At 40.3% G+C, this 23,903-nt stretch carries 27 protein-coding genes, 1 tRNA gene, 1 pseudogene and 1 riboswitch; of the genes and pseudogenes, 23 read left to right on the plus strand and 6 right to left on the minus strand.

From position 1 onward, the window contains the following. The first annotated feature begins 76 nt into the window (after window positions 1–76). The 7 genes from AZE41_RS08085 (at window position 77) to AZE41_RS08115 (ending at window position 7,341) form a co-directional block, all read left to right on the plus strand. A complete protein-coding gene (locus tag AZE41_RS08085; protein ID WP_067207836.1) occupies window positions 77–658 on the plus strand; it encodes a fatty acid metabolism transcriptional regulator FadR in 582 nt (193 codons plus the stop codon). A 175-nt stretch (window positions 659–833) separates the two neighbouring features. Next, window positions 834–1,607: an enoyl-CoA hydratase gene (locus AZE41_RS08090; RefSeq protein WP_067213902.1), complete on the plus strand. Its 774-nt coding sequence runs from the start codon at window positions 834–836 to the stop codon at window positions 1,605–1,607. Between the two features lie 25 nt (window positions 1,608–1,632). Further along, window positions 1,633–2,406 carry an electron transfer flavoprotein subunit beta/FixA family protein gene (locus AZE41_RS08095; RefSeq protein ID WP_067207839.1) on the plus strand — a complete coding sequence of 258 codons (774 nt, stop codon included), beginning with the start codon at window positions 1,633–1,635 and terminating at the stop codon, window positions 2,404–2,406. Window positions 2,407–2,448: 42 nt separating this feature from the next. Beyond that, on the plus strand, window positions 2,449–3,423 hold the full coding sequence (locus AZE41_RS08100) for an electron transfer flavoprotein subunit alpha/FixB family protein (protein ID WP_067207842.1): 975 nt from the start codon (window positions 2,449–2,451) through the stop codon (window positions 3,421–3,423). 125 nt (window positions 3,424–3,548) lie between these two features. Continuing rightward, entirely contained in the window at window positions 3,549–3,863 is a 315-nt protein-coding gene (gene trxA / locus AZE41_RS08105; protein WP_067207845.1) for a thioredoxin, read from the plus strand. Between the two features lie 146 nt (window positions 3,864–4,009). Then, a complete protein-coding gene (uvrC, locus tag AZE41_RS08110; RefSeq protein WP_067207848.1) occupies window positions 4,010–5,803 on the plus strand; it encodes an excinuclease ABC subunit UvrC in 1,794 nt (597 codons plus the stop codon). 49 nt (window positions 5,804–5,852) lie between these two features. Next, window positions 5,853–6,032: riboswitch (Lysine riboswitch) on the plus strand. 91 nt (window positions 6,033–6,123) lie between these two features. After that, the gene (locus AZE41_RS08115; RefSeq protein ID WP_067207851.1) at window positions 6,124–7,341 is read left to right on the plus strand and encodes an aspartate kinase; all 1,218 of its coding nucleotides are present in this window, start codon (window positions 6,124–6,126) and stop codon (window positions 7,339–7,341) included. Window positions 7,342–7,851: 510 nt separating this feature from the next. Here the strand turns inward: AZE41_RS08115 and AZE41_RS08120 are convergent. Further along, the gene (locus AZE41_RS08120) at window positions 7,852–8,268 is read right to left on the minus strand and encodes a YslB family protein (protein WP_067207853.1); all 417 of its coding nucleotides are present in this window, start codon (window positions 8,266–8,268) and stop codon (window positions 7,852–7,854) included. Between the two features lie 237 nt (window positions 8,269–8,505). Between AZE41_RS08120 and AZE41_RS08125 the strand changes: the two genes are divergently transcribed. The 13 genes and pseudogenes from AZE41_RS08125 to AZE41_RS23640 all read left to right on the plus strand — a co-directional run bounded on the left by AZE41_RS08125 (window position 8,506) and on the right by AZE41_RS23640 (window position 18,388). After that, window positions 8,506–9,114 carry a succinate dehydrogenase cytochrome b558 subunit gene (locus AZE41_RS08125; RefSeq protein ID WP_067207855.1) on the plus strand — a complete coding sequence of 203 codons (609 nt, stop codon included), beginning with the start codon at window positions 8,506–8,508 and terminating at the stop codon, window positions 9,112–9,114. Window positions 9,115–9,234: 120 nt separating this feature from the next. Further along, the gene (gene sdhA, locus AZE41_RS08130; protein ID WP_067207858.1) at window positions 9,235–10,989 is read left to right on the plus strand and encodes a succinate dehydrogenase flavoprotein subunit; all 1,755 of its coding nucleotides are present in this window, start codon (window positions 9,235–9,237) and stop codon (window positions 10,987–10,989) included. Between the two features lie 5 nt (window positions 10,990–10,994). Continuing rightward, complete coding sequence (gene sdhB, locus AZE41_RS08135) at window positions 10,995–11,801, plus strand: succinate dehydrogenase iron-sulfur subunit (protein ID WP_067207861.1); 807 nt, start codon at window positions 10,995–10,997, stop codon at window positions 11,799–11,801. Window positions 11,802–11,939: 138 nt separating this feature from the next. Beyond that, a complete protein-coding gene (locus AZE41_RS08140) occupies window positions 11,940–12,383 on the plus strand; it encodes an acyl-CoA thioesterase (protein ID WP_067207864.1) in 444 nt (147 codons plus the stop codon). 72 nt (window positions 12,384–12,455) lie between these two features. After that, window positions 12,456–12,680, plus strand: coding sequence for a helix-turn-helix domain-containing protein (locus AZE41_RS08145; protein WP_067207867.1), 225 nt, complete (start codon window positions 12,456–12,458; stop codon window positions 12,678–12,680). A 204-nt stretch (window positions 12,681–12,884) separates the two neighbouring features. Next, window positions 12,885–13,340, plus strand: coding sequence for a MarR family winged helix-turn-helix transcriptional regulator (locus AZE41_RS08150; RefSeq protein ID WP_067207869.1), 456 nt, complete (start codon window positions 12,885–12,887; stop codon window positions 13,338–13,340). 9 nt (window positions 13,341–13,349) lie between these two features. Beyond that, window positions 13,350–14,144 carry a glutamate racemase gene (racE, locus tag AZE41_RS08155; RefSeq protein WP_067207871.1) on the plus strand — a complete coding sequence of 265 codons (795 nt, stop codon included), beginning with the start codon at window positions 13,350–13,352 and terminating at the stop codon, window positions 14,142–14,144. 100 nt (window positions 14,145–14,244) lie between these two features. Then, window positions 14,245–15,003: a ribonuclease PH gene (gene rph / locus AZE41_RS08160; protein WP_067207874.1), complete on the plus strand. Its 759-nt coding sequence runs from the start codon at window positions 14,245–14,247 to the stop codon at window positions 15,001–15,003. Continuing rightward, complete coding sequence (locus AZE41_RS08165) at window positions 15,000–15,614, plus strand: XTP/dITP diphosphatase (protein WP_067207875.1); 615 nt, start codon at window positions 15,000–15,002, stop codon at window positions 15,612–15,614. Before rph ends, AZE41_RS08165 begins: the two co-directional genes overlap by 4 nt. Beyond that, on the plus strand, window positions 15,611–16,105 hold the full coding sequence (locus AZE41_RS08170) for a metallophosphoesterase (RefSeq protein WP_067207878.1): 495 nt from the start codon (window positions 15,611–15,613) through the stop codon (window positions 16,103–16,105). The genes AZE41_RS08165 and AZE41_RS08170 overlap by 4 nt, the downstream gene beginning before the upstream one ends. Window positions 16,106–16,182: 77 nt before the next feature. After that, window positions 16,183–16,256, plus strand: a tRNA-Arg gene (locus AZE41_RS08175). A 205-nt stretch (window positions 16,257–16,461) separates the two neighbouring features. Beyond that, a complete protein-coding gene (locus tag AZE41_RS23045; protein WP_197485383.1) occupies window positions 16,462–16,611 on the plus strand; it encodes a hypothetical protein in 150 nt (49 codons plus the stop codon). Window positions 16,612–17,460: 849 nt separating this feature from the next. Next, a pseudogene (locus tag AZE41_RS23640) lies at window positions 17,461–18,388 on the plus strand (tyrosine-type recombinase/integrase). A 117-nt stretch (window positions 18,389–18,505) separates the two neighbouring features. Here AZE41_RS23640 and AZE41_RS08185 read toward each other — a convergent pair. Beyond that, window positions 18,506–19,177, minus strand: a complete 672-nt coding sequence (locus tag AZE41_RS08185) for a hypothetical protein (protein WP_067207881.1) — start codon at window positions 19,175–19,177, stop codon at window positions 18,506–18,508. Between the two features lie 297 nt (window positions 19,178–19,474). Between AZE41_RS08185 and AZE41_RS08190 the strand changes: the two genes are divergently transcribed. Together AZE41_RS08190 and AZE41_RS08195 are read left to right on the plus strand one after the other, a co-directional pair. Continuing rightward, entirely contained in the window at window positions 19,475–19,999 is a 525-nt protein-coding gene (locus AZE41_RS08190; RefSeq protein WP_067207884.1) for a DUF6241 domain-containing protein, read from the plus strand. A 97-nt stretch (window positions 20,000–20,096) separates the two neighbouring features. Beyond that, window positions 20,097–20,600, plus strand: a complete 504-nt coding sequence (locus AZE41_RS08195) for a hypothetical protein (protein ID WP_067207887.1) — start codon at window positions 20,097–20,099, stop codon at window positions 20,598–20,600. A 137-nt stretch (window positions 20,601–20,737) separates the two neighbouring features. Here AZE41_RS08195 and AZE41_RS08200 read toward each other — a convergent pair whose 3' ends face one another. The 4 genes from AZE41_RS08200 to AZE41_RS08215 all read right to left on the minus strand — a co-directional run bounded on the left by AZE41_RS08200 (window position 20,738) and on the right by AZE41_RS08215 (window position 22,878). After that, window positions 20,738–21,133, minus strand: a complete 396-nt coding sequence (locus tag AZE41_RS08200) for a hypothetical protein (RefSeq protein WP_067207890.1) — start codon at window positions 21,131–21,133, stop codon at window positions 20,738–20,740. Window positions 21,134–21,276: 143 nt separating this feature from the next. Next, on the minus strand, window positions 21,277–21,714 hold the full coding sequence (locus tag AZE41_RS08205) for an HNH endonuclease (RefSeq protein WP_082786527.1): 438 nt from the start codon (window positions 21,712–21,714) through the stop codon (window positions 21,277–21,279). A 54-nt stretch (window positions 21,715–21,768) separates the two neighbouring features. Next, window positions 21,769–22,443 carry a hypothetical protein gene (locus tag AZE41_RS08210; RefSeq protein WP_067207892.1) on the minus strand — a complete coding sequence of 225 codons (675 nt, stop codon included), beginning with the start codon at window positions 22,441–22,443 and terminating at the stop codon, window positions 21,769–21,771. A gap of 123 nt (window positions 22,444–22,566) precedes the next feature. Further along, window positions 22,567–22,878, minus strand: coding sequence for a BRO-N domain-containing protein (locus AZE41_RS08215; protein WP_067207895.1), 312 nt, complete (start codon window positions 22,876–22,878; stop codon window positions 22,567–22,569). 264 nt (window positions 22,879–23,142) lie between these two features. Here AZE41_RS08215 and AZE41_RS08220 point away from each other — a divergent pair, with 264 nt between their 5' ends. After that, window positions 23,143–23,901 carry a hypothetical protein gene (locus tag AZE41_RS08220; RefSeq protein WP_067207896.1) on the plus strand — a complete coding sequence of 253 codons (759 nt, stop codon included), beginning with the start codon at window positions 23,143–23,145 and terminating at the stop codon, window positions 23,899–23,901. The last annotated feature ends 2 nt before the right edge of the window (window positions 23,902–23,903 follow it).

Consider the following 23,903-nt stretch of genomic DNA (forward strand, 5'->3'; position numbering starts at 1 on the left):
AGTAGCCGTTAACAACTAATATGAAAATATGAATGAATCATCATTCATATTTTCTTTTTGGTGGTGATATATAGATATGAAACGAGATAGACCAAAATATAAGCAAATAGTAGATGCGGCAGTCATTGTCATTGCTGAGAATGGATACCACCAAGCCCAAGTTTCGAAGATAGCAAAAGAAGCGGGGGTTGCTGACGGGACAATCTATCTTTACTTCAAAAATAAAGAAGATATCCTGATATCTGTTTTTAGAGAAAAAATGGCGATTTTCGTAAATAACGTCGAAGTTATATTGAAACAGGATATTGATACATCTGAAAAGCTATTCAGACTGATTGACAGTCATTTTCGCATTCTGCATGAAGACCGTCACTTGGCAATTGTTACGCAATTAGAACTTCGTCAATCGAATAAAGAATTACGTCTTCGTATTAACGAAGTCCTAAAAGAATATTTAACGCTCCTAGATGCAATTTTGAAAGAGGGAATCGTGAATGGGGCGCTAGACGAAGGCCTTGATATCCGACTTGCTAGACAAATGGTATTTGGTACAATTGACGAAACAATCACTTCATGGGTGATGAATGATCAAAAATATGATTTAATGAAACTATCACCCGAAGTACATAGGCTGATTATGAATGGAATGAAAGCGTAACTTGAATCAAGTTAAGTAGCCTCTGGCGGATGTCGCAAATTTTGAAGTGGGTTCGGGAAGGCAACCAAAGTTCGCCGCGTCCTGCGGCAAAGGTTGCATACCTGCATCCAGCAGGCACAATTCAAAATTTGGACGCAATTACGCCGAGGCGTAATTGATGGAAAGTGGGGATGAAATGGAGTTTCTAACAGTAGCAATTGATGATGGGGTAGCTGTTGCGACAATTAACAGGCCACCCGCGAATGCGCTTTCACGCGCACTCATACTGGAAGTGAATGCATTACTTGATCAAGTGGAGAACGACGATTCTGTACGAGTCATTGTCTTTCACGGAGAAGGCAAGTTTTTCTCGGCTGGAGCAGATATTAAAGAATTTACATCTGTCACTTCAGGCGAAGAATTTTCAAAACTTTCCGCAAGCGGACAAGAAGTTTTTGAACGGCTTGAACGTTTCTCTAAACCGGTTATTGCCGCTATTCATGGCGCGGCACTGGGTGGTGGGCTTGAACTAGCGATGGCCTGTCACATGCGGATTGTAACTGAAAATGCGAAACTGGGCTTGCCGGAATTGCAATTGGGTCTAATCCCCGGTTTTGCTGGGTCACAGCGTCTTCCGCGTTACGTCGGCATGCCGAAAGCAGCGGAGATGTTATTAACGAGTGATCCAATCAGTGGGATAGAAGCAGCCCGTCTAGGACTTGCCAATCATGCTTATACAGATGAAGAACTCCTGCCTAAAACAATGGAGCTTGCTAAGAAGATTGCTAAGAAGGGTCCTGTCGCAGTGAAAGCTGCACTAGAGATGCTGCAATTTACGAAGCATCCTTCTTATTATGAAGGTGTGAAGGCAGAAGCTGATTCATTCGGTGAAGTTTTCGTCTCTGAGGATGCAAAAGAAGGAATCCAAGCATTCCTTGAAAAACGTGTACCTGTATTTAAAGGGAAATAATTAAAAAGTTAGGGAGGCCTGCAATATGAATATTTATGTACTAGTAAAACGGACATTTGATACAGAGGAAAAGATCACGGTTTCTAACGGTAAAATTTCTGAGGATGGTGCGGAGTTCATCATCAATCCTTATGATGAATATGCAATTGAAGAAGCTATCCAGGTACGCGACGCAAATGACGGCGAAGTAACTGTCATTACAATCGGTGGAGAAGACGCGGAAAAACAACTTCGAACAGCGCTTGCAATGGGTGCAGACAAAGCGGTTCTAATCGATACTGAAGATGACCTTGATGAAATGGATGAATTCACATCTGCTAAAATTATTGCTGAGTATTTGAAAGATAAAGAAGTAGATTTGATTCTTGCAGGAAACGTTGCAATTGATGGCGGTTCTGGACAAGTTGGTCCACGTGTGGCTGAACTTCTAGGCATTAACTACGTAACGACAATTACGAACCTTGAAATCAACGGTACATCCGTCAAAATCATTCGTGATGTTGAAGGGGATTCTGAAACAATTGAAACGTCACTGCCATTACTAGTGACTGCTCAGCAAGGTCTTAACGAACCACGCTACCCGTCACTTCCAGGTATTATGAAAGCGAAGAAAAAGCCGCTTGAAAAGCTTGAACTAGATGATCTTGACCTAGAAGAAGATGACGTAGAAGCGAAAACACAAACAATCGAAATTTACCTTCCGCCGCAAAAAGCTGCTGGACGTATTCTTGAAGGCGATATTTCTGATCAAGTGAATGAACTGGTAAATCTGCTTAAAAATGAAGCTAAAGTAATCTAATCTAATATAATCAGACTTTTAATTGTAATGGAGGGACTATAAATGTCTAAAAAAGTAGTAGTACTTGGGGAAGCACGAGAAGGAGCTTTGCGTAACGTTTCATTCGAAGCGATTGCAGCTGCTAAAAAGATTTCGGGAGGCGGAGAGGTTGTCGGGGTATTGCTCGGCGATGCTGTTCAGTCACTTGCAGAAGAAATGATTCATTACGGAGCAGACCGTGTCGTTACTGTGGAACATCCACATTTGAAACTATATACTTCTGACGCATTCAGCCAAGCGTTTATGGCGGTTTACGAACAAGAGAAACCGGAAGCTATTGTGTTCGGTCACACAGCTTTAGGGAAAGATTTGTCACCTAAGATTGCTAGTAAACTAGCATCAGGTTTAATCTCTGATGTAACTACTATTGAAGGCGAGGGCGATGCTGCGGTATTCATCCGTCCAATCTTCTCTGGTAAAGCATTTGAAAAAGTGAAGAACAAAGACGGACTTCTATTCATCACAGTACGTCCGAATAACATTGCGCCTTTAGAGCACGACGCAGGCAGAACTGGCGACGTAGCTGCACTATCTGTTGATGTTACCAATCTTCGTACAATCATTTCAGAAGTTATTCGTAAATCGACAGAGGGTGTCGATCTTTCAGAAGCGAAAGTTGTTGTTGCAGGGGGCCGTGGCGTGAAAAGTGCGGAAGGCTTCGAACCATTGCAAGAACTTGCGACACTTTTAGGTGGAGCAATCGGTGCATCTCGTGGAGCGTGTGACGCGGATTACTGTGACTATTCTCTACAAATCGGGCAAACTGGTAAAGTTGTTACACCGGACTTGTACATTGCTGCAGGAATTTCGGGGGCAATCCAACATATGGCAGGAATGTCTAACTCGAAAGTAATCGTGGCAATCAATAAAGATTCAGAAGCGAATATTTTCAAAGTAGCAGACTATGGAATTGTTGGTGACCTTTTCGAGGTTATTCCGATGATGATTGAAGAAATTAAAAAAATTATGACAAACTAATTTAAAGTGAAGCTCCCTCAATAGTGGGGAGCTTCTTTTAATAACTAAGCATATATTTAGCCCGTCATATAGCTGCATGCTATAATACAGACATAGGTTATCTATTAAGAGGAGGAAAATTTATTATGGCTATTATTCACGCGACTGATCAGAATTTTGACGAAAATATTAAAGAAGGACTTGTCCTTGTTGACTTTTGGGCACCTTGGTGTGGACCTTGTAAAATGATCGCTCCAGTTCTTGAAGAATTAAACGGCGAAATCGAAGGTAAAGCGAACATTGTTAAAGTTGACGTTGATGACAACCAAGAAACAGCTGGTAAATATGGTATCATGTCAATCCCTACTTTGGTTCTTTTCAAAGATGGAGAAATTGTTGACAAAGTTGTCGGCTTTAAACCAAAAGAAGCACTTGCTGAATTGATTGCAAAACACGCTTAATTAGTAACTTAATTTAGCAGAAGTTCAAAATCTGGGCGAAATATTTTTTGCGATGAAAGCGAAGCGGCAGTCGCAAATAGCCGAGATGTATTTGATAGAATAACCGGGTCCTTCATTGGCACCCGGTTTTTTGGTAGGTGAATTAGATGAATGAGTTAATCGCAGAAAAGTTGGCCATATTACCGGAGTTGCCAGGCTGTTATTTGATGAAAGATAGGCAAGGGACAATCATTTATGTGGGAAAAGCGAAAGTGTTGAAAAATCGGGTTCGTAGTTATTTTACGGGTAGCCATGATGCTAAAACACAGCGACTTGTTGGAGAAATCATAGACTTTGAATATATTGTCACTTCAACCAACCTGGAAGCGCTTGTCCTCGAGTTGAACCTTATCAAACAGTATGATCCGAAATATAATATCATGTTAAAAGATGATAAGACCTATCCATACTTAAAATTAACGGCAGAGCGTCATCCGAAACTAATCATTACGAGACAAGTGAAAAAAGACAAAGGGAAATACTTCGGTCCGTATCCTCATGCTTTTGCCGCCGGTGAAACGAAAAAGTTGCTTGACCGGCTCTATCCTTATCGAAAATGTCATACGATGCCTGATCGGGTCTGTTTGTATTACCATCTTGGCCAGTGCCTCGCCCCTTGTGTCAATGAAGTGGAATTGGAAACGTACAAGGAAATGGTTGATGATATTACCCGCTTTTTGAATGGCGGCTATAAAAGTGTGAAAAAAGAATTGACGGAAAAAATGGCTGCAGCTGCGGAGAATTTGGAGTTTGAGCGCGCGAAAGAATACCGCGATCAGATTGTTAATATTGAAGCGATTATGGAAAAACAGGCGATGACGATGAGTGATTTCACTGATCGTGATGTCTTCGGATTTGCTGTGGACAATGGATGGATGTGTGTTCAAGTCTTTTTCGTCCGTCAGGGAAAGCTAATTGAACGGGATGTATCGCTATTCCCGGTTTATCAAGAACCGGAAGAAGAACTGCTAACGTTCATCGGGCAGTTTTACGGTAAGTCCCAACATTTAATCCCGAAAGAAATCCTGTTGCCTCAGGGAATGGATAGTGAAATCGTCCGTCAACTTCTAGATGTCAACGTCTTCATTCCGCAGCGCGGTAAAAAGAAAGATCTCGTCCATCTAGCCATCAAGAATGCTGAGATATCATTGAAAGAAAAGTTCCAACTTATTGAACGACAAGAACTTCGTACAATTGGCGCATGTGAAGAACTTGGCAAGGCGATGAATATCACCATACCGTACCGTATTGAAGCATTTGATAATTCACATATGTACGGTTCAGATGCCGTCTCTGCGATGGTGTCATTCCTTGATGGGAAACCGAACCGTAAAGACTACCGAAAGTATAAGACGAAAACTGCGGCAGCACACGATGACTATGCGGCGATGCGTGAAGTTGTAAGGCGGCGTTATATCCGTGTGCTAAAGGATGATTTGCCATTACCTGACCTTATCGTTATAGATGGTGGTAAAGGTCATATGGAAGCGGCCAGGGAAATCATTGAAGATGAGTTGAACTTGTCGATTCCAATTGCTGGACTTGCGAAGGACGATAAACACCAGACGGCGCAACTTCTCTATGGCAATCCGATTGAAATGATCCCGCTAAAGAGAACGAGTGAAGCGTTTTACTTGTTACAGCGAATTCAAGACGAGGTGCACAGGTTTGCAATTACTTTCCACAGGCAACGGCGCGAAACTAATTCATTGACATCAGCGCTCGATGGATTACCAGGCGTCGGACCGAAACGGAAAACATTATTACTTAAACACTTTGAATCTATGAAAAAGATTCGTGAAGCATCCGTTGAAGAGCTGCAACAAGCGGGCTTGCCGAAGGTGGTTGCGGAATCAGTGGAAACGTATTTCCGTGAAGAGGCATTGCGAGAAAAGAAGTAATGTGATAGAGTGAACGCACTGAGTTTTTTCACTAAAAAATTGCATATGTAGTGAAGATAGAGGTGCGGATACCAATAGTAAATCTCCGGAAGGCGGCAGCCTGATGAACGGGATTGAAAGGAGTATTCGCCGAAGCGGACCAATCGGCTGTCACGATTGTCCTGCTGGATTTCCATTGAATAAATGGAAGTCTGTCAGGTATAAAAATACCTGGAGAGCTATCTGAACGGGGCGGCTCTTCGGCGAGCGCTCCAATCGGACCGGCTCTCATACTTATGAGGGCCGTTTTTGCGTTCAGGGGGAAATTGGAGGGAATAATTATGGAACGAATTGTAATGAAATTTGGTGGCACATCAGTTGCGAACCCCGAGAGGATTGCACGCGCTGCAAAGCTTGTACAAGGTGAAGTAAGTCGGGGGAATCAAGTTGCGGTTATCGTCTCTGCAATGGGGAAAACAACGGATGATCTTCTAAAGCTCGCCGTGGAAGTTAATCCGAAAGCGGGCCGCCGCGAACTTGATATGCTACTTGCGACAGGTGAGCAAGTAACAGCATCCCTTTTAGCGATGGCAATTGCGGCACAAGGTTTGGAGGCTCGCTCATATACAGGGTGGCAAGCGGGTGTAACGACAGAGTCAGTTCACGGCAATGCGCGAATCGAGCAAGTCCATGCAGATAAGGTTGTATCGACGCTTGAATCGGGTGCTGTTGCAGTGATAACCGGCTTTCAAGGTGCTGACAGCTCGGGTGAGTTGACAACACTTGGTCGCGGGGGATCTGATACAAGTGCTGTGGCGATTGCGATTGCAATAGATGCAGCTATCTGTGATATTTACACAGACGTTGAAGGGGTATTTACGACAGATCCAAGATTAATTGGACAAGCGAAGAAACTTGAGGAAATATCATATGATGAAATGCTTGAAATCGCGAATTTAGGCGCAGGAGTACTTCACCCAAGAGCGGTGGAGTTTGCCAAGAACCATCAAATGCCGCTTCGGGTCAGACCTGCACATATGGAAGGTGAAGGAACGATTATCAAGGAGGAAATTGATTTGGAAAACAATTTAATTGTTCGGGGCATCGCCTTTGAAAGAGATATTATTCGGATTACAGTTATGTATGACGTTCCATACAATGGCTCGCTTGCGAATATATTCACTGCACTTGCGGATCACCATGTTAACGTCGATATTATCGTCCAGACAATTATGGAAGGCGTACAGCCGTCTGTGTCATTTTCCATTAAGAAAGAGGATTTTGCAGAAGCTATTAATGTTTTGGAGACAGAAAAAGAAGCCCTTGGTTACAACAGAGCCGACTTTGAAGTGGGTCTTGCGAAAGTTTCAATCGTTGGAAGTGGAATGGTATCCAACCCAGGAGTCGCTGCACAAATGTTTGAGATACTCCGTAGTGCATCAGTTCCTGTGAAAATGGTTAGTACGTCTGAAATCAAGGTATCCGTAGTTATTCCAGAATCGGATATGGAAATAGCGGTAGCGGCGCTTCATAAACAATTCGGGTTAGACAACGACTGAAATAATTTGTTATGTCTATTGTTAACCATTTTATTGCAAGTGCCTGAAGACAAAGGGCGCTCTATCACTTTTAATAAAGCCTTCCTTGTAAATTTTAGTTAAGACTATACAAGTTACAGTGCAATTCCATATAGAAAGTGACACTTCCTTAAAATCAAAAAGGAAATGCTATATAGATGGATTCAGCAGCCAAAATTCCATCTTTGGCTGCTCTATTATGGATTGGAAAGTGCTTATTCATTCGTTCCCAAAAACCCCTCATGCGATTAACGAGAAAACTGCGAGAGGTGCAACCCAACGGAAACTGTACATAGGGTGTTTCATCATGAAAATAAGCAGTAATTTACTGGTTATTTTTAGTTATATATGTTGACATAAAGAAACCTCTGAACAACGCACGGCGCATAGAGATGCCTTCGCTGGAGATCATATAGAATCAATAGTTCAACATATATATATTAGTTGTATGAAAAAGAAGATGCGCCCGATTTAAAGGATGCATCTTCTTTTTCATGCCTCAACTTTCGTTTTTAAGTCCCATTTGACTTGGAAATGGATGAGACCATCCTTTGCGTTAAATTCTCCGTAGCACTCAGTGAGCAATCCACTAAATTTCTGGTACTGTTGTGCAATGAAACCGGCTTCAAGTTGGCAAGATCTGTTTTGGGCATTTGTAGCGAAATCATTTTTTAAAGAATAAAAAGCCTCGTCTTTCAACGTCTTTTCGAGATGAAGGGGCCCCCATCCGGCTTCTTGAAAGAACTCAGGAAGTTCATCAACACCAAAAATCGGGAATTTTCGAGCTACTTCTTTTCCGGCCCAATAGAGGATTTCATCTTCATGTTTCCCGAGGATACTTGGCAACACGTGATCTCGTAAAACTTCATAGCCAAAACGGGTTGGTGAATCATATGTAGTATTTTCCAATCGAATATGCAACCCTTTCGGTTAAATGATAGCGTTAGTGAATCCAAGAGAATAATAATATATTAAATTCGGGCGTGTCGAAAAGCCCACATCGTCTTGACCTCTTCAAAACTGAGGAGTACAATGGTTATGTCATAATATTGTACCACGAAGAGGTACGTCGTCAACGGTCGCTTCATGTCGAAATGATGACAGAGGCGCACTGAAGGACTCAGTTAATAAAGGAGGGTAAAAGACTTGTCGAGAGAATCAGATTTTTATTTGCGTCGTCTTCATTCACTGCTCGGAATCATTCCAGTGGGGCTTTTTGTTGCCCAACACTTAGTGATTAACCATTTTGCCACACGCGGCCCAGAGGCATTCAACACTGCATCCAATTTCATGGGTAACTTACCGTTCGTATTGTTTCTTGAATGGTTCATCATCTACATCCCACTTATGTTCCATGCGTTCTATGGTGTGTACATAGCTTTCACAGCGAAAAATAACGTAAAGCGTTACGGGACTTTCCGGAACTGGATGTTTATGCTACAACGTATTACGGGAGTATTCCTAGTCGTGTTCATCGCATGGCACATCTTCCAAACAAGAGTTCAAAAAGCATTGGGAGATGAAGTTGATTACGATATGATGGCTGACATCTTATCGAGTCCATTCATGCTTGCGTTCTACATTGCAGGTGTCCTTGCAGCTACATTCCACTTGGCGAACGGCGTTTGGTCATTCCTAGTAAGCTGGGGAATTACACAATCTCCACGTTCACAAACCATCGTTACGTATATCTCGATGGCAATATTCCTAGTGCTTTCTGTAATCGGTATACAAGCACTACTTGCATTTGTTTAATTTGAATCAGCAGAAATCCCTGCTGATTCAAATTTGGACGCAATTACGCCGAGGCGTAATTGAATAACAATTTAACTAAATGACTACGAGATCACCTATAATTTGAGGAGTGAAACAATAATGGCAAAAAGCAGATTGATTGTCGTCGGCGGTGGACTAGCCGGCCTGATGGCAACTATCAAAGCCGCTGAAGAAGGTACGCCGGTTGACTTGTTCTCCATTGTTCCGGTTAAACGTTCCCACTCTGTATGTGCACAAGGCGGCATTAATGGTGCAGTAAATACAAAAGGGGAAGGCGACTCACCTGACATTCATTTCGATGACTCTGTATACGGCGGAGACTTCCTTGCGAATCAACCACCAGTTAAGGCAATGACGGATGCAGCACCAGGAATCATCAGTCTATTGGACCGGATGGGCGTTATGTTCAACCGTACGCCAGAAGGATTGTTGGATTTCCGACGTTTCGGAGGTACAATGCATCACCGTACTGCTTTCGCTGGTGCGACGACAGGACAGCAGCTCCTTTACGCATTAGACGAGCAAGTTCGAAGTCATGAAGTTGCTGGACTTGTGACGAAATACGAACACTGGGAATTCCTTGGTGTTATTCTTGATGAAGAAGGCGTTTGTCGCGGTATTAAAGCGCAAAACATGAAAACGATGGAGATTCAAGCCTTTAAAGGTGATGCAGTCATTATGGCAACAGGTGGACCTGGAATCATTTTCGGGAAAACGACAAACTCTGTCATCAATACAGGTTCTGCAGCTTCTATCGTTTATCAGCAAGGTGCACACTACGCGAATGGTGAATTTATCCAAATTCACCCAACAGCAATTCCAGGAGACGATAAACTGCGTCTTATGAGTGAATCGGCACGTGGTGAAGGTGGACGTGTCTGGACTTATAAAGACGGCAAGCCTTGGTACTTCCTTGAAGAAAAGTATCCGGATTACGGTAATCTAGTACCGCGTGATATCGCAACACGTGAAATATTTGACGTTTGTGTTAACCAAAAACTTGGTATCAACGGTGAAAACATGGTGTATCTGGACCTTTCCCATAAGGATCCAAAAGAGCTTGATATTAAGCTTGGTGGAATCATCGAAATCTATGAGAAATTCACAGGCGACGATCCACGTAAATTACCGATGAAAATCTTCCCGGCTGTCCACTATTCAATGGGCGGACTATGGGTTGACTATAATCAGCAAACAAGTATTCCAGGTCTATTCGCGGCGGGTGAATGTGATTATTCACAGCACGGTGCAAACCGTCTTGGCGCAAACTCACTCCTTTCAGCAATTTACGGCGGTATGGTCGCAGGACCGAACGCTATTCATTACATGAAAGGTTTGAAACGTTCTGTAGTGGACCTTCCTTCTACAATCTTCGACGCAGCAGTGAAAGAAGAGCAGCAGAAGTGGGATGATACGCTTAAAATGAACGGTACTGAAAACGCTTATGTTCTTCATAAAGAACTTGGCGAATGGATGACTGATAACGTAACAGTAGTTCGTTACAATGACAGACTACAAGCGACAGACGATAAAATCGTTGAGCTTCTTGAGCGTTATGAAAACATCAACATTACGGATACACAACTATGGTCTAACCAAGGTGCAACATTTACGCGTCAACTGAAAAACATGCTATACTTGGCTCGTGTTATTACTCTTGGTGCACTTAACCGTAATGAAAGCCGTGGAGCCCATTACAAACCGGACTTCCCGAATCGTGATGATGAGAACTTCTTGAAAACGACAATGGCGAAATTCGATGGACATTCTGCACCAATCTTCCATTATGAAGAAGTAGATGTTTCCTTGATTCCACCACGTACACGCGATTACTCCGCGAAGAAAGGAGATTGACCTAAATGAGCGAGAACAATACGGCAGTACAAGAACGTGAACAGCAGACGTCACAGAAAACGGTTCTTTTTGAAATTCGACGTCAGGATACTGCTGAATCACAACCTTATTGGGAAAGTTTTGAATTAGAATATAGACCGAATATGAACGTCATTTCTGCTTTAATGGAAATTCGTCGTAACCCGGTCAACGCAGAAGGTAAGCAAACAACACCAGTTAACTGGGAAATGAGCTGTTTGGAAGAGGTTTGTGGGGCATGTTCAATGGTTATCAACGGACGTCCACGCCAATCTTGTACGGCACTTGTAGATCAGTTTACACAACCGATTAAACTTGAACCAATGAAGACATTCCCAGTCGTTCGCGACTTGATTGTTGACAGAGAATTCATGTTTGATTCGTTGAAAAAAATTAAGGCATGGGTTCCGATTGACGGCACATATGACCTTGGTGAAGGACCTCGTATGCCTGAGCGTAAACGCCAATGGGCATATGAACTTTCAAAATGTATGACGTGTGGTGTATGTCTTGAGGCATGCCCGAACGTTAACGACAATACGAACTTCATGGGACCTGCATTGCTATCACAAGTACGGCTGTTCAACTCGCATCCAACTGGTGCAATGAACAAAGACGAACGTCTGGCTACGATTATGACAGACGGTGGAATTGGTGAATGTGGTAACTCACAAAACTGTGTAGTTGCATGTCCAAAAGGAATTCCTTTGACTACTTCGATTGCAGCAATGAACCGTGCAACGAACGTACAAATGTTCAAAAACTTCTTCGGAAGTGACCATATGGTGGACTGATTTCAGTCCCTAGCCTCGCTACGGCATTATGCCTTGGCGGGGCTTTTTTCTATTTTTGTTTAGCACCTTCATTTATTAGGGAGTATTTGATAGAATAGATGAATGGGTATTCATTTTAGAAGAGGAGATGTTTGGTGAGTGAAAGCAGTGTACATAAAAGAGTTGTCGACATGGGAATCGGAATTCAAGTTTTCTGTACCTATATCCGTTCGTTTTTCTGAGACGGACATGTATGGTCATTTGAACAACACGGTCCCATTTATTTATTTTGAGCATGCGAGGATTGAGTTCTTAAAAGAGATTAGGCTTATGAATAATTGGCTTGATCCAAAGGGTGAAAATTTTCCGGTCGTTGCTGATTTGCAATGTGATTTTTTGAAGCAAGTCTTTTTTGATGAAAAGTTGGAAATATTCGTTAAAGCTGCCGCAGTTGGTAACAGTTCTGTTGATATTCACTATATGGCGAAGAACAGTAAAGATGATATCGTCTTCACAGGACGAGGTACGATGGTTCAGATTGGCAGACAGACGGGCAAAGGTGTTGCGTGGTCTGAAGAGGAGAAAATACTTTTTGTTAACTAAATCACCATGTAGCCGGCACAGCTCGCCGCCTCTTCACATATTTTAAAGTGAAAGTGGATAGGAGGGCGCGTCTTGATAGAGGACTCTAAAAACCGTTCTTTGCTTACGGCAAGAGAGCGAGAAATTTTTAATCTGCTCGTTGAAGATCAAACGACAAAAGATATTGCGGGGCGGCTCGGAATCAGCGAAAAGACTGTTCGCAACCATATTTCGAACACAATTCAAAAGCTAGGTGTTTCCGGCAGAGCACAAGCGGTAATCGAATTGTTACGGTTGGGAGAGTTACAATTGCGTTGAAGCAGGTGTTAATGATGAAGGGTGATCATAGCCGAGTGTAGGTGATTGATGCCTTGTAACAGTAGCTGTTTGATCTGCATTATGCAGCTCTCAAACAGCTTTTTTTTAACGTTTTTTACCATCAATTTATTAGGTATTGCCATAAGCGCAAAAAAGGGGGACAATAGGTAGACAGTATTTGTTTTCAGGGAGCTGGTTCAGTTGATGGAAAATAACCCACCAAAAATTCAATATACAGATGAAGTTGCACATATGGAGAAAGAATTACGGTATGTTGCAGCAATCATCAAACAACAAGGCCGTAGAATTCTTAGTAATTATACAATCACTCCACCTCAATTCGTTGCTTTACAGTGGCTATTTGAACATGGAGATATGACGATTGGGGATTTGTCGAACAAGATGTTCCTTGCATTCAGTACTACGACTGATTTGGTCGATCGGATGGAAAAGAACTCGCTTGTGAAGCGTGTCCGCAATGATCAAGATCGCCGTGTTGTCCGAATTCATCTTCTTAGCGAAGGTGAACGGGTAATCGAAGAAGTAATTGATAAACGCCGTCATTATTTGAATTCGGTGTTAGTAGACTTCGATGAACAACAAGTGAAGGACTTCTCAGATTTGCTGAGTAAACTACATCAAGAGATGAAAAAGGATTGAGGGATTTTAGTGGAAGCACCAATTGGAGTAATTGATTCGGGCGTCGGCGGGCTAACCGTGGTTAAAGAGATGCTCAATCGACTACCACATGAACCCATTGTCTATATAGGGGATGATGCTCGTTGTCCATATGGGCCCCGGCCGATTGACGAAGTCCGGGAGTTTACAATGGAGATGGCATCAGCACTTTCCGAAATGGGTATAAAAATGCTTGTCATTGCTTGCAATACGGCTACGGCTGTTGCACTCGATGATATCCGAGCACGATTTTCATTTCCTGTCATCGGCGTTATCGTGCCAGGTGCACGGGCTGCAGTTAATGCGTCCGTGGCGGGAAAAATTGCTGTGCTTGGGACTGCTGGAACGATTAAAAGTGGCGCTTATAATGATGCAATCCATGTTCTTTCACCGAATGCGATGGTTTACTCACTTGCGTGTCCTGAATTTGTTCCAATTGTCGAAAGTGGTCAGTATAAGTCAGATAATGCAGGTATCATTGTTGACCGTACACTCCGTGAACTTGAGGGGAAAGATTTTGATGCGGCGATATTGGGGTGTACACATTATCCATTATTGCAGCAACATATTACAACCTCCCTTCCGAATAATGTGAAAATTATTTCATCCGCGGTAGAAACAGTGTGTGATGTTGAACGTATTCTACTTTCTAAAGGCATTGAGCGCATTGCTGACAGCGTAGTGGCACCTGTTTTTTATACAACAGGGGAGTCAGAAACTTTTCAAGGCATTGTTGAAGACTGGTTGTCGATTGAAAAGCCTAATGTAAGCTATATTGAATTGTAAGAAACCCGGAATGTCCAGATTTGGACATCCGGGTTTTTGCGTATATGAAATGAGTTATGATAAGATGAATGCGCAATCTGAATGATGGAGGGTACACGATATGAGACATGATGGAAGAATGGCCGACATGATTAGGCCGGTAACAATTGAAACAGATTATTTAATTCACCCCGAAGGCTCAGTTCTTATTACGGTCGGAAATACGAAGGTGATTTGTACAGCTTCTATAGAAGAACGGGTTCCACATTTTTTACGTAATAGCGGAAAAGGCTGGATAACAGCGGAATATTCTATGTTGCCACGCGCTACTGGACAAAGAACGCAACGTGAAGCTTCAAAAGGTAAGGTTAGCGGACGTACGATGGAAATACAGCGCTTGATAGGCCGTGCACTGCGCGCTGTCATCGATTTGGAGACGCTTGGTGAACGAACTATCTGGGTGGACTGTGACGTTATCCAGGCAGATGGTGGTACGCGTACAGCGTCGATTACGGGTGCGTTCGTCGCAACAGCAATGGCAATCTCGAAACTACACATCGAAAAAGGATTAGCTAAATTCCCGATAACTGATTTCCTTGCTGCAACGAGTGTAGGGAAGACGGTTGAGGGTGAACTCATTCTGGATCTGGATTACATCGAGGATTCGTCGGCTGCTGTCGATATGAATGTTGTTATGACTGGTGCCGGCGCTTTCGTCGAACTTCAGGGGACAGGCGAAGAATCGACATTTACGCGCGTAGAGATGAACGGTCTTGTGGAGCTTGCAGAAGTAGGAATTAACCAACTAGTTGAAGTGCAAAAAGAAGCACTTGGACTTGTTGCGCAGTTGATCAAACCGAAAGAACAAGGTGAATCATGAAGGAAGTATTGATAGCCACGAATAATGTGGGCAAGGCAAAAGACTTTGAAGCGTTGTTTAAGCCACTGGGAGTAAAAGTTCTTACGTTAAATGATATCGAAGGAGATATCGATGTAGAAGAAACGGGCGACACATTTGAGGCGAATGCGATTCTGAAAGCAGAGACGGTCGCACGCTTGCTTGGCAAAATCGTTATTGCAGATGATAGTGGACTTGAAATCGATGCGCTTGGCGGCGCGCCAGGCGTCTACTCCGCGCGTTATGCGGGTCTCGAGAAGAATGATGATGCAAATATCGACAAAGTACTACAGGAGCTAGAAACGACGCCTGTGGATGGTCGTACCGCTCGATTCCGCTGCGTGCTAGCAGTGGCTGGTCCTGGTTTGGTTACAGAAACGTTTTCGGGTAGCTGTGAAGGTCTGATTCACCATGAACGTCAAGGAAAGAACGGCTTCGGCTATGATCCAGTCTTCTTCGTGCCTGAAAAGAATCGAATGATGGCGGAATTGTCACCTGAAGAGAAAAATGAGATTTCACACAGGGGAGCAGCTTTAGCTCAGTTGAAATTCAAATTACCTCAATATATGACGGTGGCAGGTGATTCAGAATGAAGATTGTTGTTATGAGTGATTCGCATGGAGATAAGGAAACGGTGAAAGCCGTTTCTGCACTTTCTGCGGACGCGACTTTCCATTGCGGTGATAGTGAGCTGTCATTCGATGATTCAGTTTTACAGACAATGCATAAAGTCCGTGGAAACTGTGACAGGGATGCTAGGTTTCCCGCATCTGTTGCGGTCAAGGTAGAGGGGAAGACAGTTTTAGCTGTACATGGTCATGAGCATGATGTGAAACAATCGTTGATGGGGCTTTATTATTATGCAAAAGAATCTGGAGCAGATATCGTTCTATTTGGCCATTCGCATTTGTATGGTGCTGAGATGAAAGACGGAATACTGTTCTTGAATCCAGGCAGCACAATGCAGCCGCGGGGCGGGAAAGATGCGACTTATGCTGTTGTAGAATGGGATGAAACAGTGCGCGTTACATTCAAGAATATGGCATCGGAAATAGTAGATTTTATAGAAATAAAAAAGATTTAAAAAAGCGTTGACTTTATTCCTAATGCAATATATACTAAGTATTGTCCTTAGGGAATGAATGAAAGTTTGAAACGCACGTCTCAGTAGCTCAGCTGGATAGAGCAACGCCCTTCTAAGGCGTCGGTCGGGGGTTCGAATCCCTCCTGGGACATTAAAAAAGCGCAGTTCAAGCCTTGATGTGATAGGGTTTGAGACAGATTAGGGATTCGGTCAGGGCTTCGGTCACTGGTGCAGAATCCTTTTTTTGTACCCTAGTATTTTACGTGTAATAAGACACGAAATTATCTTCCGAAAATAAAGTATATTATATTTGTTGAATAGATTCTCTTTAAAAACAAGAAAAGTAGGTGAACAAAGTGGGGAAATATCAATTGGACACCAAAGGTCAGGCAGCTGTGACAAAGTATCATGAAAAAAACATACCTGCCAAATTTGATAAAAAGCAGCAACTTGAAAAAATACGTGCGGAGTATTTGAAAAAGAAGCAAGAACAAACAGATAAATAAAAGGAAGATATATCTTCAAAATTATCAAAAATAGACCAATGGCAAAAGGCTATTTTAGAATTAGTGACGGTATAACACTTGTTTAAGTATTTAATATATTACAATTTGATTATGTAAAGAGGATTAAAGTAAAATCATTCTTTTACATGAGCAGGTAGAACATTGATATTGGGCAAATGCGAGGTCAGAGAATAGATTTATGAGCGCTCCTACGAAGGCAAATGTATATATATGTATGTTGCTCAGGTGAGTTTAAAAGAGCGTATAGAACAAGTTCAGGCGGTTGAGAAGCAAGAGAATGCGAGGTAACCAAGTGTTTATCTCGTTTTTTATTTGTATTGCCAAAACAGATAATACCATCTGAGAATATCCTGTGAGCGTTCCTATGCTTTGATGTTGACTTGCTTTCATTGTTTTCTCCTTATAAGCGAAAAAAGAGCTTATTGTGGAAATAGAGGGGCATAGTTTCCGATATATAGGAAGGGTAACTTTCTATATATAAGTGACCTCATACACCCATGTGAATTGAAGTTGCTAACGAACTGAGCTTTGCGATAGGTTTGTATAAGGTTATCATTGGTTCAAAGGTAGTTACGGTCTGAAAACGTCTCAAATTGTTGGTATGACTGTGTTGTCTTAGTAGCTCAGCTGGATTGAACAACGGCCTTCTAAGGCATCGGTCGGGGGTTCGAATCCCTCCTGGGACATAATTAAGACCTTGAGAAACTCAATCAGTTCAACGGTTTGACGAAGTAAGGTATTTCTAAAGGTATTCTAACTTTTAAAAATTAACCTTAAAAATCGTCAGCCAAAATCAACTTCCCGAATTATATTTGGGAGGTTTTTTTATTGTCTAAAAGAAGTGGCATATTTGATGTTTCAATCAAAACGGATTTGTTGCAAACAGAAAAATCAGCGCCAAAAGGAATGTCTGTGGAGAAAGCATTGTTCACGATATTTCAACAAATGAAATTGAACGGTTATCGTGAACGAACTTTAAATGATTATGAATTAATTTTTAACAAGTTCGCTGAAATTACAGGTGTTCAATATCTCGAAGAAATCACTGTTGATACAATCTATAAATGGCTTGGGAGTATGAAAGTATCACAGTCTACTAAAAGCACTCGTTTAAAGTGTCTGAAAGCCGTTTTAGGCAAGTGTTATCACAATGGCTGGTATGACTCCCAATTTTGGTTTACTGTCCAAATAAAGCTCGATAAGAAAGTGAAAAAGGGAGCCAAACAAAATGACTTGAATATTTTGCTCTCACTATTGGACACATCGACATTTATTGGTTTACGAGATGCTGTAGCTATATTAACGCTTTTTAAAACTGGAGTGCGTATCAAGACATTGGGGCAAATTAAAGAGAGTAATATTGATTTTGAAAATAAAATGTTAAATCTTGAAACTTCCTTTAGATGACCAACTCATTGAATTGTACGAAGTGTTGATTGAGCAAAACGAAAAAATTCGTTCTTATTACAAGGAAGACAATGAATTCTTGATTATCACAAAAAAAGGAACGACCATTAATGGCAAGTCGACCAATAATGCCATTTCAAAACAGCTAAATAAATACTCTAAGCGGTATGATCTCACGAATATTAATGCTCATGCAATACGGAGGGCATATGCAAAAAGTTTATACGACAAAGGAGCCAACATTGCATTAATCAGCAAAGCTTTGGGACATGCGGATTTAGCTATTACCACCCAATACTTGGATATTGATGTTGATGAAGTAGCAGATTCGTTAAGAGACTTTATGTGATATTGGAACAGACGACTGCTAGGCTATCACAGCTTGCGGTCTTTTTACATTTATGAGTATTTGTATGTAAATAAAAAGAAAACACCAGCTCGATTGAACTGGTGCGTTTGGTGATTATTATTCAAGAACAATGTTAAGCCATTCTTCGTCATTTTCATAAATTTTTAATGATAAATGAGCACCATTAAATTCTACATTATATTCAGCCATCATCATTTCATCTAAAACAAATGGCATGAAACGGATTTCAATGTGTTCATTGACTTTTGCTACAAAGCCATGCTCATCTTGTTCATAATCACTTTTTAACAGCTCTCGGAATCCGAAAAACATAATGTTTTCCATACCAGAATGTAAAACACGGTGAACTTCTTCCAACTCACTGAGTATGTCGTTAATATTTTCTTCAACGTAATTCAACATTGAAATATGGCTTACAATATCCTCTGCTGAAAAACGACCGTTTTTATTTTTTAACACATAATCCAATGTTTCTTTATAAGCTTTTTCCCACTGCATTTCCCAACTCGGATATTGCTGTTCCATAAGTTGTGATTGCAAATCTTTCATAAATGCTAATGCCATATTCATAACATTATCATTTACTTTTGACTTGCTAGAATAAAATTCAATAAATACATTCATGTAATATACAGCGGATTTTGGTGTATATACATCATTCAAGAAATTAAGAAGTGCTTGTATTTCTTCTTGAGTTGGCTCATTCGGATTTTTGCAAAACTCTTCAATTAATTTTGTCATTTCCATAGTTGTTGTAGCTGTTGTCATATCAATCATCCACCTTTTTTGTTTTGTTTTTGTTTTCTGGAGCTATTGTAGTGTGGATTTTGAAACGGTAAAGGTGATTTTTAAAGTAAAGTTATTCTGAATAGTTTATCTTACATCGCTACAAGTTCTGAAATCATTCGGAATAGAGAAATGTAGGGGAGTTGTTACTGTCGAAAGCTGACGTAGCAGTGGTCTTTAGTGATGTATTCTCATAATGAAAATGAAATGTAATAATATGCTTAAATATAGATTGTTATCCAATACTTGGTGCATTACAATCAATCAGAGGTGAGTTAAGTGAAATATAAAAAAACTATATTAATAACATCGGGGATTGTTGCACTGAGCTTAAGTGCGTACCTTGTTTTCAATCAGTGGAATAAGGGCAGTGTAACAATCGAGGAGAAACCTAGTGGACCAAAAGCGGGAGTTGTAATACCAGTAATTGAGATTGACGAAAAAAGAACAATACCAGTTGAAGAAGAATTTCCAACTTCAATGGAAGAGTATGGGATACAAGAAGCACTTCATGGTATGTCTCACCAAAAAGTAGCAGCTGAAGATAAATGGGGTTTCCTTCCTATGACTCAAGATCGTGTGCAACGTTTGATTGAGGTTGTCGAAGCAAATAAATATATCAGCGTTCCAGTGTATTTGGACATTCTTAATCGCTGGGCAAACAATGATTTCTCAAGGGCAGATAAAGACCATAATGCCATTTGGGATTTGCAAGAAGGGAATGTTGGAAAGGCTAGTGGGTTGTTATCTATTGAAGAGGAGAGAGCATTTATTAAAAAATATTTCAAAATTGAAAATGAGTAACGTCAGCTAAAACTGGCGTTACTTTTTTATTTAGATGGACGTAAAACTGCGCTCATCTATTATTATGATAAAATATAGAAAAGGAGGGGTTAGTGCAATGAATTGGCAAGCATTAGTTGATATTGTAAGCGATATTTTTAGTAACAGCTTGGTAGCATCTCTGCTAGGGGTAATTGTAGGTGGATTCATTACATACTACGTTCAAAAGCATAGTATAGAAAAACAACAACAATTTGAACGTGAAAAAATAAAAGATGACGAAAATAAAAAGAATCAAGAAATTAAAATAAGAGCTTACAGCAAGATTCTTCATTTGAACAGCACTTATATAGTAAGTGAATGGGACCATCATACAGGTAAAACTGAATTATATGGTGTTAAGTTTATTGAGCATATCCAACCAATTTTGTATGAGATTTATCATTTACTCGATGATGAAATTTCTAAAGAATTTGATTACATAGAAGCATCATATGAAAGAATATATGTAATGGGAGAAGATGATGATGATATATGGGTGCTAGGGGAATCTTATTCGAGAATATTAGCTAAAATTAGAAAAGAGTTTGAGGATATAAGGAATAGCCGTTCATCTACATGATGAGCGGTTTTATTTGTTTGTATAGGATTTATTAAAAACTAAAAGAAAAACACCACAGCAAAAAGCTAACGGTGTCTAGCGATGTAATAAAATTGTGACCAATTTGATTTTCTAATTGATGTTATTTCCTCGTTTTGTTAAGCTCCAGAATCAGGGAAAATAGCTCCTATTAACATTTTTCCGTGACTCAATAAAGTTTGGATAGTGTCTAAATCCTCGTTGGCTTGAGTTGCTTTATTTAATACTCGCCGAAGAATAGACTCTCCTTCTTCTCGAGTTGGTGCCGTCATAATTGTTTGTATTTCTTGGAGTAAAGCAAATGCTTCTTGATTAATTTCATTGCCTTGACGAACCAAAGTTACTAACTCTTGAATGCCTTCAGTGTTGTCGGCAATTCGTAATAAAGCTTCGTGTTGTTCAGATTCTCTTATACGTTTTAAAGAGTTGAGGTCAGATATCAGTTTCATATCTCGGTTTAATGAAGCATTCATATTTCGAACAGCAGAATTAAAGTCAAAATTATTATCAGACATCAATATCACCTCCCAACATACATATTTCGACACTAGCAATCAATTATCCTTTCAGTAATAGGAATGTTCATGAACATAAAAACAACCCGCTAGGAACGAACCTAGCGAGTCGTAGTGATGATTTGATTATACCAATGAAAAAATCACAATATTAATAGATAATATTCGACTTCTTCAAGAGTTTCTACATTGAAGTCTAGTTTGTTGTTGTTTCCGAGATCCAAGTTGCATTGCCTGCATACCATAATCAAGTTGTTTTCATCATAAGCCAACTCAGGAAAGTCCCTGTAGCTCTTAATATGGTGACATTCAAGGTCAGCAGTGATGAGTAAGTCATGCTTTATTCTACAGCGTTGACAATGACCTTTCTCTCTGAGCACGATTTTCTTCCTTAAAGTTTGGAACTTTCGGTGTCCACTAATGTGGTCAGAGGCGGCGGTGTTTCTTTTTTTGCAAGGGCATTTAGTTCCTGTAGCTACTAACTTGCCACAAGAACAGATTCTGTTAGAGTTCAAAGACAAAATTCCTTTCTGTTTCGTATGCTTGATTTGGATTAGCTTTTGCCCAATCGGAGCCGACATAGAAGACGACTCCGTTGAGCGAATGAGTGTGAATGTAATAGTTATTCATCATGTTCAAAAGTCGGGCATGGCATTTTCCCCAAGAAATGGCCCATAAATCGAAGTCCCTTTTTTCACTCTTGATTTGTAGCGACCACGTTTTAAAGATACACGATAATCGAAATTGCATGTTTCATCGTCATGTTTGAGCATTACTCCCATGAGCTTGCCTGGTTTGACATTTTCTTTTTCCAGAGTGTCTAAAATATATGCCGTTTCAATGATTTCATACGCTTTTTCAATTTTCATAGCTTCACGGTAAACAATAGGTTTTTTTGAATAAGCTAATTTCCAATACTGTGCAATAAAGTCTTCAGATACTGTGTGATTGTGCAAAGCTTTAAGAGCGGTCAATTCTTCGTTGCCTTGCTCAATGATTGTTTTAATTTTTTCTAATGCATCTTTGCTTTCTTTACTAGCTGCTAAACGCACAGACGGTGTCCAATATACATCATTTTTCTTCGAGAAAGAGCGCAATTTTGCAATCATTTCTTTTATTTCAAAGTTGAACCTAACTGATTTTGATTTGCCTAACAATGGAACGTAACGAACAATGTCATTGTGTGCAGCTACCAAGCCAAGAGAATTGTCGTTAAGCTCCGAGTCCATTAATTTTTGATACGATTCAATTCTTTCTTGTTGAGCCAGTTCGATTTCGTTCGCCGTAGTTGCTGTTTGTTGTGTTGTCATAATAGGTTTCTCCTTTTTGTTTAACGTCTCATGGACAATTTTTTTGTTTGTTTACCTGCTATACCGTGTATTATATTGTGTCAGTCCATTTTGTAAGGACTCCTTTTAAAAAGAATTCCTTTATTAATGACTACCTTTCATAAAAGGTAAAAGCTCTTTGTTCGCCCATTCCTCAAATTCTTCTGCAAACGGCATTCTAGATTTAATGATGATTCGTTGCACATCATTTGCTGAAACAACATTCATCATTTGACTTCCGCCATTTGTAGGTACAGGGTATTTGACAATACTTTTACAATTACTACTCGAAATCACACTCTTTTTATTACCCAATGCTTTTGCAATATCACTTAATACCGCATGATATACACCACCAACATTTACGAGTCTGATCTCTCCGAACAGCGAGCTATTTCGTATAACTAATTTCTTCATTTCGTTGCCTCCTGTTGTTTGATTTGATTCATGACGTTATTATATTTGAATGAATTTAAATGCAAGGATGGCTACAGAGATTCATTTGGAAGTCATGTTCCTTCATTAAAGAAAAATACATTGAAACATAAAGAAACACCTAAATCGATGGCTAGGCGTTCTGCGGTCATTATGTAATTAAGTGATATGGAAATGGTCAGTGACGAAAGCTGACGCACTCAGCAACGCCTAATTTGATACAATGATGGAAGGGGAGGTCGTTTTATGAATATAAAGAATATGTTAGGAGATTCAGATATAACTATTTTAGTTAAATTTGTAGAACCTCAATTTGTTGAAACTACTATGGATGGAAACATTTATTTTGCTAGAAATAAACATTTTATTGAACTCGAAGAACAAGAGAAAAATAAAGGAATAGCAGATAAACATGAAGGTAGTTGGAGCAGAGTATTGGATGATAGCCACCGAGTGTTTTTGGAAGTGGATGGTGAAATGCTGCCATTGCATACTAAAACAGCTGTGTTACGTAACAGATATGATGGACTATCACTGTTGCCAATATGTTGCTTTGTATTTTTATCTTTGAAGAATGATTTTGAAATAATACCAAATGAAAATAAAATAAAATTGAAATCAGAAGTTGATATAGAACTAAGAAAACAGTTTAATGGAAGGCATATGATTTTATTTAGTGATATTACAAAGGTATTTGAACGATTCGATAAATCAATTGAATCAATGAAGTATCCTTTAGCAAAAGGTTTGGTCACATATTATGACGATAAGATAAATTCACATCCACTTTCTGAAGAAGAGTACGAGAAAAATCCGGCTCGTGCTTTGTTATACAAAGTGAAATTCTTTGAACATCAAAAAGAATATCGTTTTATTATTAACAAACCCTTAGATGAAGATGTCATTGTAGAATTAGGAGATATTAAAGATATCGCAAATGATTTAGGTGTGGTGGGAATTGATAAACAACTACCATTTGAAATAATATTCAAAGAAGCAGAATGAAT

This window comes from Sporosarcina psychrophila (assembly GCF_001590685.1).
Taxonomy (GTDB): domain Bacteria; phylum Bacillota; class Bacilli; order Bacillales_A; family Planococcaceae; genus Sporosarcina; species Sporosarcina psychrophila.